Origin of the sequence: Streptomyces sp. NPDC020780, from assembly GCF_044334475.1 — a bacterium.
Classification (GTDB): domain Bacteria; phylum Actinomycetota; class Actinomycetes; order Streptomycetales; family Streptomycetaceae; genus Streptomyces.
Genome location: NZ_JBIRTB010000003.1, coordinates 601426 through 613834 on the forward strand (window position 1 = coordinate 601426; position 12409 = coordinate 613834).

General features: G+C 69.4%; 16 protein-coding genes. 13 read left to right on the forward strand and 3 right to left on the reverse strand.

Annotation, left to right across the window (positions count from 1 at the left end; all coding sequences use genetic code 11):
• Positions 1-365 precede the first annotated feature (365 nt).
• From ACH4VO_RS08695 to ACH4VO_RS08755, 13 genes are all read left to right on the forward strand, one after another.
• Positions 366-1703 (forward strand): hemolysin family protein, encoded by a 1338-nt coding sequence (locus ACH4VO_RS08695; RefSeq protein ID WP_360996818.1) that lies wholly within the window; start codon positions 366-368, stop codon positions 1701-1703.
• Entirely contained in the window at positions 1700-2719 is a 1020-nt protein-coding gene (locus tag ACH4VO_RS08700; RefSeq protein ID WP_360996816.1) for a hemolysin family protein, read from the forward strand. The genes ACH4VO_RS08695 and ACH4VO_RS08700 overlap by 4 nt, the downstream gene beginning before the upstream one ends.
• Before the next feature lie 272 nt (positions 2720-2991).
• Complete coding sequence (locus ACH4VO_RS08705; protein ID WP_360996815.1) at positions 2992-3828, forward strand: SGNH/GDSL hydrolase family protein; 837 nt, start codon at positions 2992-2994, stop codon at positions 3826-3828.
• A gap of 142 nt (positions 3829-3970) precedes the next feature.
• Complete coding sequence (gene purB, locus ACH4VO_RS08710) at positions 3971-5413, forward strand: adenylosuccinate lyase (RefSeq protein ID WP_360996814.1); 1443 nt, start codon at positions 3971-3973, stop codon at positions 5411-5413.
• A 23-nt stretch (positions 5414-5436) separates the two neighbouring features.
• Positions 5437-6018: a G/U mismatch-specific DNA glycosylase gene (gene mug / locus ACH4VO_RS08715; protein ID WP_360996813.1), complete on the forward strand. Its 582-nt coding sequence runs from the start codon at positions 5437-5439 to the stop codon at positions 6016-6018.
• Between the two features lie 155 nt (positions 6019-6173).
• Entirely contained in the window at positions 6174-6566 is a 393-nt protein-coding gene (locus tag ACH4VO_RS08720) for a gas vesicle protein (protein ID WP_360996812.1), read from the forward strand.
• 45 nt (positions 6567-6611) lie between these two features.
• Positions 6612-7046, forward strand: coding sequence for a gas vesicle structural protein GvpA (locus ACH4VO_RS08725; protein ID WP_360996810.1), 435 nt, complete (start codon positions 6612-6614; stop codon positions 7044-7046).
• Positions 7047-7049: 3 nt separating this feature from the next.
• Positions 7050-7763, forward strand: a complete 714-nt coding sequence (locus tag ACH4VO_RS08730) for a GvpL/GvpF family gas vesicle protein (protein WP_360996808.1) — start codon at positions 7050-7052, stop codon at positions 7761-7763.
• A gap of 8 nt (positions 7764-7771) precedes the next feature.
• On the forward strand, positions 7772-8023 hold the full coding sequence (locus ACH4VO_RS08735) for a gas vesicle protein GvpG (protein ID WP_360996807.1): 252 nt from the start codon (positions 7772-7774) through the stop codon (positions 8021-8023).
• Between the two features lie 107 nt (positions 8024-8130).
• The gene (locus tag ACH4VO_RS08740) at positions 8131-8547 is read left to right on the forward strand and encodes a gas vesicle protein (RefSeq protein WP_360996855.1); all 417 of its coding nucleotides are present in this window, start codon (positions 8131-8133) and stop codon (positions 8545-8547) included.
• Complete coding sequence (locus ACH4VO_RS08745) at positions 8544-9353, forward strand: GvpL/GvpF family gas vesicle protein (protein ID WP_360996805.1); 810 nt, start codon at positions 8544-8546, stop codon at positions 9351-9353. Before ACH4VO_RS08740 ends, ACH4VO_RS08745 begins: the two co-directional genes overlap by 4 nt.
• Positions 9350-9598: a gas vesicle protein gene (locus ACH4VO_RS08750; RefSeq protein WP_360996803.1), complete on the forward strand. Its 249-nt coding sequence runs from the start codon at positions 9350-9352 to the stop codon at positions 9596-9598. Before ACH4VO_RS08745 ends, ACH4VO_RS08750 begins: the two co-directional genes overlap by 4 nt.
• A complete protein-coding gene (locus tag ACH4VO_RS08755) occupies positions 9588-9980 on the forward strand; it encodes a gas vesicle protein K (RefSeq protein WP_360996802.1) in 393 nt (130 codons plus the stop codon). The genes ACH4VO_RS08750 and ACH4VO_RS08755 overlap by 11 nt, the downstream gene beginning before the upstream one ends.
• 95 nt (positions 9981-10075) lie before the next feature.
• On the opposite strand, the gene ACH4VO_RS08760 is transcribed toward ACH4VO_RS08755, so the two are convergent.
• The 3 genes from ACH4VO_RS08760 to ACH4VO_RS08770 form a co-directional block, all read right to left on the reverse strand.
• A complete protein-coding gene (locus tag ACH4VO_RS08760; RefSeq protein ID WP_360996800.1) occupies positions 10076-10543 on the reverse strand; it encodes a hypothetical protein in 468 nt (155 codons plus the stop codon).
• A 182-nt stretch (positions 10544-10725) separates the two neighbouring features.
• Positions 10726-11469 (reverse strand): ABC transporter permease, encoded by a 744-nt coding sequence (locus tag ACH4VO_RS08765; RefSeq protein ID WP_360996798.1) that lies wholly within the window; start codon positions 11467-11469, stop codon positions 10726-10728.
• Positions 11470-11473: 4 nt separating this feature from the next.
• The gene (locus tag ACH4VO_RS08770) at positions 11474-12409 is read right to left on the reverse strand and encodes an ABC transporter ATP-binding protein (protein WP_360996797.1); all 936 of its coding nucleotides are present in this window, start codon (positions 12407-12409) and stop codon (positions 11474-11476) included.

Below are 12409 nucleotides of genomic sequence, written 5' to 3' on the forward strand. Positions count from 1 at the left end.
TCCCCCGCTGGAGGGGGCGGAGAGCACGGCCGGTCCCTCCCCGGCGCCCCCGGCACGGCGCGGCGCGTCGGCGACGGCCCGCACGTCGGCCTCGCCCTCCCGGCGCGCTCCACAGCGGGCGATTCACCGCTCGCGTACCGGCGGCTCGGTGCGGCCCTCCCGTTGCTGAGAGCATGGGTGCGGGGTGCCGCGGGGGAACCGTCCGGCACGTCACCCATTTTGCCGATCCTTTACTATGGGTCGCCAACCGTCCATTCCGTTGAAAGGTGTGAGCGTCCGCCCATGGGCGAGCCTCCCAGTAGTCGATACAGCCGACGTCGAGCAAACCTCCGCACCCTGTCCGATCATGGGACGGAGGTGAACCGATGACCGAAGTGCTCCTGCTCCTGGTGGCGGTGCTGCTCTCCCTCGCCTGCGGTGCCTTCGTAGCGGCGGAATTCTCTCTGACCACGGTGGAGCGCGGCGATCTCGAACGGGCCGTCGAGAGGGGAGAGCGGGGTGCGGCGGGCGCGCTCAAGGCCGTACGCAGCCTCACCTTCCAGCTCTCCGGCGCGCAGCTCGGCATCACCGTCACCAACCTGGTGGTCGGCATGCTCTCCGAACCGTCCATCGCCAAGCTGATCCGGGGACCGGTGGAAGCGACCGGACTGTCGCCCGGGGCGTCCTCGTCGCTGGCACTCGTGATCGGCACCGCGCTGTCCACCGTGGTCCTGATGGTGGTCGGCGAGCTGGTCCCGAAGAACTGGGCCATTTCGTCGCCGCTGGCCGTGGCCAAGACGGTCGCCACCCCGCAGCGCGTCTTCACGGCGGTCTTCCGGCCGTTCATCAGCCACCTCAACAACACCGCCAACCGGATCGTGCGCCGCTTCGGCCTCGAACCGGCCGAGGAGCTCGCCTCCGCGCGCAGTCCGCAGGAGCTGGTGGCCCTGGCACGCCACTCCGCGAAGGAGGGAGCGCTGGAGGCCGACACGGCCGAGCTGTTCGTGCGCACCCTCAACCTCTCCGAGCTGACGGCGGAGAACGTCATGACGCCGCGGGTCCAGGTCACCGCCCTCGACGTCCAGGCCACCGCCGAGGACGTGGCGAACGCCACACGCGCCACGGGTCTCTCACGCTTCCCCGTGTACCGGGGCAATCTGGACTCGGTCGTCGGGGTGGCCCACATCAAGGACGTCCTGGCCGTTCCTGCCGAGCAGCGGCCCCGCAAGCGGATCGCCGACATGCTGCGCGAGCCCCTGCTCGTACCGGAGACCCTCACCGTGGACCGGTTGCTGGACCGGTTGTCCGGCAAGACGGCCATGGCCGTCGTCATCGACGAGTACGGCGGCACGGCAGGCGTCGTGACCTTGGAGGACATCGTGGAGGAGGTCGTCGGCGAGGTGCGCGACGAGCACGATCCGCACGAGACGCCCGACCTGGCACCCGCCGGCGAGGACGCGGACGGGCGCACCCTCTGGTCCGCAGACGGCGCGGCCCGCACCGACCAGCTCCGGACCATCGGACTGCGGGTGCCGGACGGGCCCTACGAGACACTGGCGGGCCTCCTGGCCACGCGAGTCGGCCGCATCCCGGTGGTCGGCGACACCGTCGAGCTGACCGGCTGGCGGATCGACGTGGTGGACGCTTCCGGCCACCGCGCCGCCCGGGCCCTGCTGCATGCGCCGCTGCCCGGTACCGACGAGCCGACGGAGGACGAACGATGACTGCCGTCCAGCTCTTCATCGGCCTGCTGACACTGGTCGTCAACGCCTTCTTCGTCGGCGCCGAGTTCGCCCTGATCTCCGTACGGCGCAGCCAGATCGAACCGGAGGCCGAGGCCGGGAACCGGCGGGCGCGGAGCGTGATCTGGGGGCTCGAGCACGTCTCGGCCCTCCTCGCCGCCGCGCAGCTGGGTATCACGCTCTGCACCCTGGTCCTGGGTATCGTCGCCGAACCCGCCATCGCCCATCTGCTGGAACCCGTCTTCGACGTGGTGGGCGTCCCGGACGGGCTGGTGCACCCGATCTCGTTCGTCATCGCGCTGTCCGTGGCGACGTACCTGCACATGCTGCTGGGCGAGATGGTGCCGAAGAACGTCGCACTGGCCGAGCCGGCCCGTACCGCCCTGCTCCTCGGGCCGCCCCTGGTGACCCTGGCGCGGGCGCTGCGGCCGGTGATCTTCACGATCAACGCCTTCGCCAACGCCCTGCTCAAACTCCTGAGGGTCGAGACCAAGGACGAGGTGTCCGCGACCTTCTCGGACGACGAGCTGGCGCGGCTCGTCCAGGACGCGGGGGACGCCGGACTGGTCGACGACCGCTCGGCGGAGCGGCTGCGTCACGCGCTCGAACTGGGCCGCCGCCCGGTTCAGGACGTGTCGCTGCCCGTCGACCGGGTGCTGTACACGAGGGTCGGGACGACACCGGAGGAACTGGAACGGCTCTCCTCCGAGTCGGGATTCTCGCGCTTCCCCGTCATGGACAGCGAACAGCGGATCATCGGGTATCTGCACGTGAAGGACGCTCTGGACGCCGCGCCGCGCGATGTCCCGTTCCCCGTGTCGGCGCTGCGGCCGATCGCCCGGGTACGGGCGACGACCCCGCTCGACGACGTCCTCACCGCGCTCCGCCGGAGCCGTACGCATCTGGCGGCGGTGCTGGACGAGGACGGCCGGCTGGCCGGCATGGTGACGATGGAGGACGTACTGCGTGAGCTGGTGGGCAGGGCCCAGGCGCGCTGACGCCGGCGTCCGGTGACAAGCAGGAAGGGGGCGCGGCTGCGGCCGCGCCCCCTTCCTGCTGCGCGGCGCTACGGCTACGGGCTACGGCCGGTTCCACGGCCGGGCCGGCGTCTCTCCTTTTGCCCTCGCGTCCGTATCACCGGTCCCCCGCCGGCCTCCGCACAGGCCGTTCCCCGGGAGCCGGCCGCGCGCTTCCGACCGCGCCTCCGGCTGTGGGCCCCCGCTCACGACGCCCGGGTGACGGCACGGTCCCGCGGTACGATCGCATCGCCATGGAACTGAATGCCCATTACACCAGTCTCGTCGCCGTCGGCGACTCCTTCACCGAGGGCATGTCGGACCTGCTGCCCGACGGCTCGTACCGCGGATGGGCCGACGTCCTCGCCGCCCGGCTCGCGGCCCGCGCTCCGGGGTTCAGGTACGCCAACCTCGCCGTACGCGGCAAGCTCATCGGCCAGATCGTCGAGGAGCAGGTACCGGTCGCTGCGGCACTGCGGCCGGATGTGATCACCCTCGTCGGAGGGCTCAACGACACCCTGCGGCCGAAGTGCGACATGGGTATGGTCCGTGGCCGGCTGGAGGAGGCGGTGGAGCGCCTCGCACCGGCGTGCAAGGTGCTGGTGCTCATGCGCAGTCCCGGGCGCAACGGTCCGGTGATGGAACGCTTCCGCCCGCGCATGGAAGAGCTGTTCGCCCTGGTCGACGACCTGGCAGCGCGCCACGGCGCGCTCGTCACCGACCTGTACGGTGCTCCGTCGCTCGGTGATCCCCGGATGTGGGACGTCGACCGGTTGCACCTCACGGCCGAGGGGCACCGCAGGGTCGCCGAAGCGGTCTGGCAGACCCTCGGTCTCCCGGCGGAGAGCGACTGGAAGACCCCGATGCCGGTGTCACCGCCGGCCCGCTGGACCCGCCGGCGGGTCGACGACGTGCGGTTCGCCCGGCAGCATCTGATGCCGTGGATCGGCCGCCGGCTCACCGGACGGTCGTCCGGGGACGGGCGGGCCGGCGCCCATTTCGACGCGGGGCTCGGACAGGGCTTCTGGGTCACCCCCGGGGACGGCGCGGCCCCCGGCCCGGTCACGGGCTGGCGGCGGCTGGACGGCTGACCGGCTTCTCCGGCCCGTTCCAGTGCGGGGGTACGGTTGCGCGGGACACGGCGGCGGCCCCTGCGGTCGGCACCCCTTCGTAGGAAAGCACAGACCGGCCCGCGGCTCCGGCCTGCAGAAACCGCCAGTAGAATCCGGACACGTGACTGCTGTGTCTGCGAAGCCTCGCATCCCCAATGTCCTGGCCGGCCGCTATGCCTCCACGGAGCTGGCCGTCCTCTGGTCCCCCGAGCAGAAGGTGAAGCTGGAACGTCAGCTCTGGCTGGCGGTGCTGCGCGCTCAGAAGGACCTCGGGATCGAGGTCCCTGACGCGGCGCCGGCCGACTACGAGCGAGTGATCGACCAGGTCGACCTGGCCTCGATCGCCGAGCGCGAGAAGATCACCCGCCACGACGTGAAGGCGCGGATCGAGGAGTTCAACGCCCTCGCCGGCCATGAGCAGGTCCACAAGGGCATGACGTCCCGGGACCTCACCGAGAACGTCGAGCAGCTGCAGATCCGGCTCTCGCTGGAGCTGATGCGCGACCGCACGGTCGCCGTCCTGGCCCGTCTCGGCAAGCTGGCGGCCGAACACCGGGAGCTGGTCATCGCGGGGCGCTCCCACAACGTCGCCGCTCAGGCGACGACGCTGGGCAAGCGCTTCGCGACCGCCGCCGACGAACTTCTCGTGGCGTACGGACGGCTGGAAGACCTGCTGGGCAGGTACCCGCTGCGCGGCATCAAGGGGCCCGTGGGCACTGCCCAGGACATGCTGGACCTGCTGGGTGGCGACGCCGACAAGCTCGCGGACCTGGAACAGCGGATCGCGGGACACCTCGGCTTCGCGCACGCCTTCACCTCCGTCGGCCAGGTCTACCCGCGGTCACTCGACTACGACGTGGTGACCGCGTTGGTGCAGCTGGCCGCGGCCCCCTCCTCGGTGGCCAAGACCATTCGGCTGATGGCCGGACACGAGCTGGTGACCGAGGGCTTCAAGCCGGGTCAGGTCGGTTCGTCCGCCATGCCGCACAAGATGAACACCCGCTCCTGTGAGCGCGTCAACGGGCTCATGGTGATCCTCCGCGGTTACGCCTCGATGACCGGTGAGCTCGCGGGCGATCAGTGGAACGAGGGCGATGTGTCCTGTTCCGTGGTGCGCCGGGTGGCCCTGCCGGACGCCTTCTTCGCGTTCGACGGTCTCCTGGAGACCTTCCTCACCGTGCTGGACGAGTTCGGAGCGTTCCCCGCCGTCGTGACGCGGGAACTGGACCGCTACCTGCCGTTCCTGGCCACGACCAAGGTGCTGATGGGTGCGGTACGGGCGGGAGTCGGCCGCGAGGTCGCCCACGAGGCCATCAAGGAGAACGCGGTGGCTTCGGCCCTGGCCATGCGCGAGCAGGGGGCCGAGCGCAACGAACTGCTGGACAAGCTGGCCGCCGACGACCGCATTCCGCTGGACCGCGGGCAGCTCGACGCCCTGATGGCCGACAAGCTCTCCTTCACGGGTGCGGCAGGGGACCAGGTCACCGCCCTGGTCTCCCGGATCGAGGAGATCATCGAGCAGCACCCGCAGGCCGCGGGCTACGCTCCCGGTTCCATCCTCTGACGGCCGTCCGCGCCTACCGCCGGATGACTCCTGAGGAGCTTCTCGCCGCCCGCGACCACGTCGTACCCGACGTGGTCGCGGGCGGTCTGCACGTGCTGTTCTGCGGAATCAACCCGAGCCTCATGTCGGCCGCCACGGGTCACCACTTCGCTCACCCGGGCAATCGGTTCTGGCCGGTGCTGCATCAGTCGGGCTTCACTCCCAGGCTGCTGAAGCCGTCGGAACAGGGGGAACTGCCGCACTACGGGCTGGGCATCACCAACGTGGTAGCCCGGGCCACCGCCCGGGCGGACGAGCTGAGCGTCGAGGAGTTCCTCGAGGGCGGGAAGCTGCTCTCGGCCACAGTGAGAGAGTTGACTCCGCGGTGGCTGGCCGTCGTCGGCGTCACCGCCTACCGCACCGCCTTCGGGGAGCGCACAGCGCGTATCGGCCCGCAGGAGCGGCTCATCGGTGGAGCGCGCGTCTGGGCACTGCCCAACCCCAGTGGCCTCAACGCCCGCTGGACCGTGAGGACGATGGCGGAGGAGTACGCCCGCCTGCGGGCATCCGCCATGCCCGGACCCGACGGTACGCCGCTCCCCGAAGCCGGACGCCCCGACTCCTGATCCACAGGCCCCTCCCCGGGGGCACCTGGAGAGCCGGCCGGCTCGGTGCCGCGCTCGGAGCAGCCCGGGACAGTACCGCTCGGGCGTTTTATCATGTGATTGGGCCACATGAGTGGTGCGGACAGTGAGTCACCTCCGACAACGGAGGAGGGAACATGGCCGCAGGCGAAGAGGACGCGACCGACCGGCCCCGGCGTCCGGGTGGCAAGACCACCGCGAAAAAGACGAGCGGCGGGCGGGCCAGCGGCAGTGGTAGCGGCAGCGCGGAAACGAAGCGCTCGGCACGCAGTGGTTCGGCCGCTCAAGCCATGCGGCACGCGGCCGAGCAGCTGAGAGAACTCCTGGGCCGTGCGCCCGAGGGCGTGTCGGCGGTCAGGCCCACCGAGGACGGCTGGCAGGCGGATCTGGAGGTCGTCGAGCTGGAGCGCGTCCCCAGCACCACGAGCGTCATGGCGAGCTACCGGGTGACGCTGGACAAGGTGGGCGACATCGTGTCGTACGAACGCACCCGCCGGTACACCCGGGGACAGACCGACCGACGCGGCTGAGCCCGGCCATACCGGGACCGGGATCGGTCACTGAAGGGAGGCACCATGACTGTGGTGCCGCAAGGCGGAGGAGCAGTCTCGACCGGCGGAGGAGGGTCCGGAAACCTTTACGACGTCCTCGATCTGATTCTTGACCGCGGCTTGGTGATCGACGTCTTCGTGCGTGTGTCCTTGGTGGGCATCGAGATCCTCAAGATCGACGCCCGTGTCGTCGTGGCGAGTGTGGACACCTACCTGCGTTTCGCCGAGGCGTGCAACCGCCTCGACCTGGAGGAGGGCCGCAAGGCACCCTCACAGCTCACCGACCTGGTCGGGGAGGTGACCGAGAGCGGGTCCCAGGGCAAGGCCAAGGGGGCGCTCAGCGGGGCGGCCGAGGCACTGACCGATGCGGTCACCGGAGGCCGGGACGGCGACGAGGAAGCCGAGGAGAGGCGGGAACGGCCGAAGCGCCGGCCTGCCACGCGGCGCCGGAAGGAGTGAGCCATGGCCGTATACGTCTACAGCATCGTCGCCAGGGCGCATCCCCAGAAACTGGACGGTATGACCGGAGTCGGGGACCCGCCCACCACGCTCCGCGCGGTGCACTCGGAAGAACTGTCCGCTGTCGTCAGTGACGCCCCGGAGGGACTACGGCCCAAACGCCGGGATCTCGGGGCCCACCAGGCGGTGCAGGAAAGCCTGATGGCCGACGGCACGATTCTCCCGTTGCAGTTCGGCTTCACCACCACGGACGACGACGCCGTCAGAGCGGTGCTGGACGAGCGTACCGAGGAGTTCCTCGAACGCCTGCGGGCGCTCGACGGATGCGTCGAGTACAACGTGAAGGCCGCTCACGAGGAGAACGCCCTCCTGCGTCAGATCCTCCAGGATTCCGAGGAGGCGAGAAGGCTCAACGAGGAGATCAGGAACGGCCGGGGCGGCCCGGAAGCACCGCTTGCGCTCGGAGAACTCGTCTCTCGCGAAGTGCGGGTGCGGCAGGAGCGGATGGCCGACGCGGTCGCGGAGCCCCTCACGGAGTTCGCGCAGGAACAGCACGCGTCGCAGCCTTCGGGGGACGACTTCCTGAACATCTCCTTCCTGGTGGACCGGGAGGAGCAGGAGGCCTTCCTCGCGGCTGAACGCGGTCTGGCCAAGCGATTGGGACCGGACTTCGACCTTCGGCTGTACGGACCGCTTGCCCCGTACAGCTTCGTCTAGGAGACCCCATGGGACTGCTGACCCAGCTCGCCACCCTTCCGTTGGCCCCCGTGCGCGGAGCGGCTTGGGTCGTCGAGCACGTCGTCGAGGCGGCGGAGAACGAGTACTACGACCCCGGTCCCGTCCAGCGGGAGCTCGCCGAGCTCGAACGGCGGCTGCTGGCCGGAGAGATCGACGAGGACACCTTCGACCGGCGGGAAGACGAACTGCTGGACCGGCTGGACGAGATAAGGGCCCACGCCCAGGGCGTCGACATGTGACCGCGTTCCCGCCGGTGCGGCGGGCACGGGGTCAAGCCCTCCCGCAGTACGGCGGGAGACCAGGGAATCGAGGTGCAGTGGCCGTGACCGAACCCGTCGCCAGGAGGATGGGAGACCTTCCGTCCCGGGGCACCCCGTACGGACAGGGCTCCTCGGCCAATCTCGCGGACATATTGGAGCGGGTCCTGGACAAGGGCATCGTCATCGCGGGCGACATCCAGATCAATCTCCTGGACATCGAACTTCTGACCATCAAACTGCGCCTGCTGGTCGCGTCCGTGGACAAGGCGAAGGAGATGGGCATCGACTGGTGGGAACATGACCCCTCGCTGTCCTCCCGCGCCAACGACGGTTACCGCTCACTCGCCGACGAGAACAAGCGGCTGCGGGCCGAGGTCGAGGCGCTACGGGAAGGCGACGAAGCGCTGACGGCCGGGGACGAGGAGAGCGACGTCGCGGCTCCCCCCAGGACCTCACCTGCCCGTCGGAGCGCCCCCCGCGGTAAGAAGCGGGACAAGTCATGACCGGCTCCCTCACCTATACGTATGCCGTCGCGCGTGACGACGGATCGCTGGGGAAGGCCGTGTCCGAACTCGTCGGGGTGGCGGGGGCCACAGTCGATCTGGTGCGGGCGGAGGCCTGTGACGACCTGGTGGCCGCAGTGAGCCAGGTTCCCGAGCAGGACTTCGACGAGGCCGTGCTGCGAGTGCGCCTGGAGGACCTCGACTGGCTCGAGTCCACTGCCCGCGCCCACCACCGGGTGGTTGATGCCCTCGCCGCCCGCACCACCGTCCTGCCACTGCGTCTGGTGACCATGTACCGCGACGACGAGCGGGTGCGAGCCATGCTCCGGACCCGCTGCGGCGCGTTCACCGCCCGGCTCGAAGACCTGGCCGCGCAGGTCGAGTGGGGGGTCAAGATCTACGTCGAGGAGCCCGCGGCCGATGCCCCGGCCGACCCGGACCCAGGTGCGGGTCTGAGCCCGGGGCGTGCCTATCTCAGTCACCGCAGAGCGCAGCGACACGCTCGCGAAGACGCCTACCGGCACGCCGATGAGGCAGCCGGGCGCGTCGAGTCCGCCGCCAGCGCCTACGCGGTCGACCGCGTCCGGCACCGGGCACAGCAGGGCGGGCTGGCCTCCGAGCAGGGGGAGAACCTCGTCAACGACGCATACCTCGTCCCGCTGAGGCACGCCGAGGACTTCCGCGCCGACGTCGCACAGGCGGCGAACGGACTTCCTGGAGTGCGCGTCGAGGTCACCGGGCCGTGGGCCCCCTACTCCTTCGCCGCCCCCGCCGCCCCCGAACCGCCAGGGAGGTCAGTGTCGTGATACCGCCGGACAGGACGCCGACCGAGACGGAGGGCCCGCTCCCGGAACGGCAGGTGGCGCTGATCGACCTACTGGACCGGCTGCTCACCGGAGGCGTCGTGCTGACCGGCGACATCGTGCTGTCGATCGCCGATGTCGACCTCGTCCGTATCTCCCTCCGTGCGTTGATCGTCTCCATCAGCGAACGGAATCCCTCCCCGTGGCAGGCAACTTCAGTGTCGGCAGGAGACGACCATGACAGATGAGGAACACCCGCCCGCCAACCGTCTGGACGAAGTCGCCGAAGCCGCCGCCCGCGCCTTCCGGCTCTTGCCGGCCCCGCCCCAGGGCAGCAACGGGCCCCAGCCACCGGCCCATCGGATCAACACCGACCCCGACACGGTGGAACGGGATCTGATCAAGCTCGTCCTCACCCTCGTGGAACTGCTGCGACAGCTCATGGAACGCCAGGCCCTGCAGAGGGTCGACGCCGGGGACCTCACAGAGGAACAGGAGGAGCGTCTGGGAGCCGCACTGATGATCCTTCATGACCGCATGATCGAGCTCTGCACTCGCTACGACCTTTCCATGCGGGACCTGAACCTGGATCTCGGTCCGCTCGGAACTCTACTGCCGCCTTCGGACTGACCTGGGGGCCGGTGAGCGAAAGCGGCCCGTAGCGAAAGCGGCCACCCTCCCGACGCGTTTCACAACGGCATCGCCGCTCGGCCGGAGGGGTGGGCTCATGGCGGATCGATCTCTGTCACCAGGACGCTCAGCTCACAGCCCGGCCCTTCAACCTGCTCGTAGAGGACTACAGCCACCCACCGGTCCTCCACCCGCCATAGCTGGAGATACTCACCGCTCGCCACAGGACCGACCCAGGGCTCAGTTATCACCTCGCCCGCCATCATCCGTTCCTGCGCGCTCCACAGGCTGACAACCTGGGGTGGTCCCCAGCGCAGAGAGAGCAGGGTGAGAAGGGCGTCATGTGTGGCCAGGCACTGCGCCCGACGCACGACCTGTTCCGCTTCGTCGACGTCTCCTTGGTCGACGCCCTCGCGTTCTTCGCCCCATGGCTTGTCCTCCCCGTACAAGTAGGCTGTGTGGAAGCCCGGCCCACTGACTCCCGAACCCGATGCGACCCGCCCCGCGGGGAATTCCCTGGCGCGCATTCCGTCGATAAGACGCAGGTGGTGTGCGGTCGTCATACCGTCAGTAAACCTGCCTGCACTGACACATGACCTCGCAGGCCTCGCTCAGGCCTGCGGACACGTCGGAACAGTCGTCACCGCCTGCCGGGGCTCCGCCCTGCCCGCTCCGGTGTCGGCCCGGTCCGAGGGCAGTACTCCGGTGGCGGACACCGACTGCCGCCGGCCCCATGCCCCTCGCGTCAGGCGTCCCTGCGCCTCACCGAACACCCGCCCGCGAGCAGGGCGAGGCCGGCCCAAACAGCGGTGACCGCGAGACCCGTCCACGGCCCCAGGCTGCCCTCCGGGTGCTGGTGAAGGACCAACTGCCCGGCTTGGTCAGGCAGATAGCGAACGGCTCCGCCCAGGACGTCACCCACCACGAAGGAAGCAATGAGAACGAGTGGGATGAGCAGGCTCAGGACCGCGACCGCGCTACGCAGCAGTGCCGCCAGCCCTGCCGCGAGCAGGGCCATCAGGGCCAGATAGATGCCCCCGCCGAACGCGGCACGCAGTGCGCCTGCCTCGCCGAGGCCGATCGCACGAGGGCCCATGAACGCCTGCCCGACCAGAAACGTGGCGAAGCTGGTGACCAGTCCCACGGCAAGGGCCAGTCCGCCGATCACGGATATCTTTGCGATGTAGAAGAGGCTGCGGCGTGGAACCGCCGCGAGCGATATGCGCAGGGCGCCGTTCAGGAAATCGGACGACACGGCGGTCGCTCCGAAGCTGATGGCGGCGATCTGGCCGAAGTTCAGCGCGTAGAACGCGGAGAAGAGCAATTCGGCATCCGGGCTGTCCCTCTCTCCCTTTCCGATCGTCGCGGACGTCAGCACGGTGATGACCAGTGTGGCGGCGAAGACCGCTATCAGGGATCCGGCGACGGACCGCACCGTTGTGACCTTGATCCATTCGGACCGCAGGACCGCAGTGAACGACATGGTCATGTGGTCAGGCCCCCTGAATGCCGCTCGAGGGACAGGCAGCGGTGAATTCTGCTTCATTCGCCGTGAGGGCGAAGTACGCATCTTCCAAGGTGGCCTGCTGATCAACGAGTTCGAAGAGTGCGATGCCTTCCAGCGCGGCCGCTGCCCCGATCTCCTCGGCCCTGGCTCCCTCGACCGTCCAGCGCCCGTCCTCCTCCCGCACCGGCACGTACCCCAAAGAGGTCAGCATGTCGCGCAGCCGGCCGGACTCGGTCGTACGGAGCCGAACGCTGGGCCGCGTCCGGGACGCGAGGAAATCCGGCATCGGAAGATCGGCGAGAAGCCTCCCTTTCCCCACCACGACCAGATGGTCCGCGAACGACGAGGTCTCGTTCATCAGATGACTGGAGACCAGTACAGTCCGGCCCTCCCGGGCCAGCATGCGCATCAGCTCGCGGATCCAGACAATGCCTTCCGGGTCCAGGCCGTTCGACGGCTCGTCGAGCATGAGCACATCCGGGTCGCCGAGCAGCGCCGCCGCGATACCGAGCCTTTGCCGCATCCCCAGCGAGAACGTCCTGATCCGCCGATCACCCGCCGACGCGAGGCCTGCCTGCTCGAGCACCTCGCGCACCCTGCTGCCGGGTATGCCGTTGCTGGTGGCCAGAGCCAGCAGGTGGTCGCGTGCGGTACGCGAACCGTTCGCCGCCTGGGCGTCCAGCAGCGCACCGACGCGACGCAGCGGAGTGTCGAGCGAGGCGTAGGCATGTCCGCCGACTGTGGCTCTGCCGCTTGTGGGGCGGTCAAGGCCGAGGATCAGTCGCATGGTGGTGGATTTGCCCGCGCCGTTGGGGCCCAGAAAGCCGGTCACACGGCCGGGGCGCACACTGAACGTGAGGTGATCGACGGCGCGGGTCGATCCGAAGTTCTTCGTGAGCTCGTGCACTTCGATGCTGGTCAT

Coding starts and splice junctions, on each gene's coding strand:
- ACH4VO_RS08745 (WP_360996805.1), top strand. CDS start 8,544: ATGACCGGCTCCCTCACCTATACGTATGCCGTCGCGCGTGACGACGGA.
- ACH4VO_RS08760 (WP_360996800.1), bottom strand. CDS start 10,543: ATGACGACCGCACACCACCTGCGTCTTATCGACGGAATGCGCGCCAGG.
- ACH4VO_RS08770 (WP_360996797.1), bottom strand. CDS start 12,409: ATGACCAGCATCGAAGTGCACGAGCTCACGAAGAACTTCGGATCGACC.
- ACH4VO_RS08720 (WP_360996812.1), top strand. CDS start 6,174: ATGGCCGCAGGCGAAGAGGACGCGACCGACCGGCCCCGGCGTCCGGGT.
- ACH4VO_RS08765 (WP_360996798.1), bottom strand. CDS start 11,469: ATGACCATGTCGTTCACTGCGGTCCTGCGGTCCGAATGGATCAAGGTC.
- ACH4VO_RS08700 (WP_360996816.1), top strand. CDS start 1,700: ATGACTGCCGTCCAGCTCTTCATCGGCCTGCTGACACTGGTCGTCAAC.
- ACH4VO_RS08730 (WP_360996808.1), top strand. CDS start 7,050: ATGGCCGTATACGTCTACAGCATCGTCGCCAGGGCGCATCCCCAGAAA.
- ACH4VO_RS08735 (WP_360996807.1), top strand. CDS start 7,772: ATGGGACTGCTGACCCAGCTCGCCACCCTTCCGTTGGCCCCCGTGCGC.
- ACH4VO_RS08705 (WP_360996815.1), top strand. CDS start 2,992: ATGGAACTGAATGCCCATTACACCAGTCTCGTCGCCGTCGGCGACTCC.
- ACH4VO_RS08695 (WP_360996818.1), top strand. CDS start 366: ATGACCGAAGTGCTCCTGCTCCTGGTGGCGGTGCTGCTCTCCCTCGCC.
- ACH4VO_RS08740 (WP_360996855.1), top strand. CDS start 8,131: ATGGGAGACCTTCCGTCCCGGGGCACCCCGTACGGACAGGGCTCCTCG.
- mug (WP_360996813.1), top strand. CDS start 5,437: ATGACTCCTGAGGAGCTTCTCGCCGCCCGCGACCACGTCGTACCCGAC.
- ACH4VO_RS08755 (WP_360996802.1), top strand. CDS start 9,588: ATGACAGATGAGGAACACCCGCCCGCCAACCGTCTGGACGAAGTCGCC.
- ACH4VO_RS08725 (WP_360996810.1), top strand. CDS start 6,612: ATGACTGTGGTGCCGCAAGGCGGAGGAGCAGTCTCGACCGGCGGAGGA.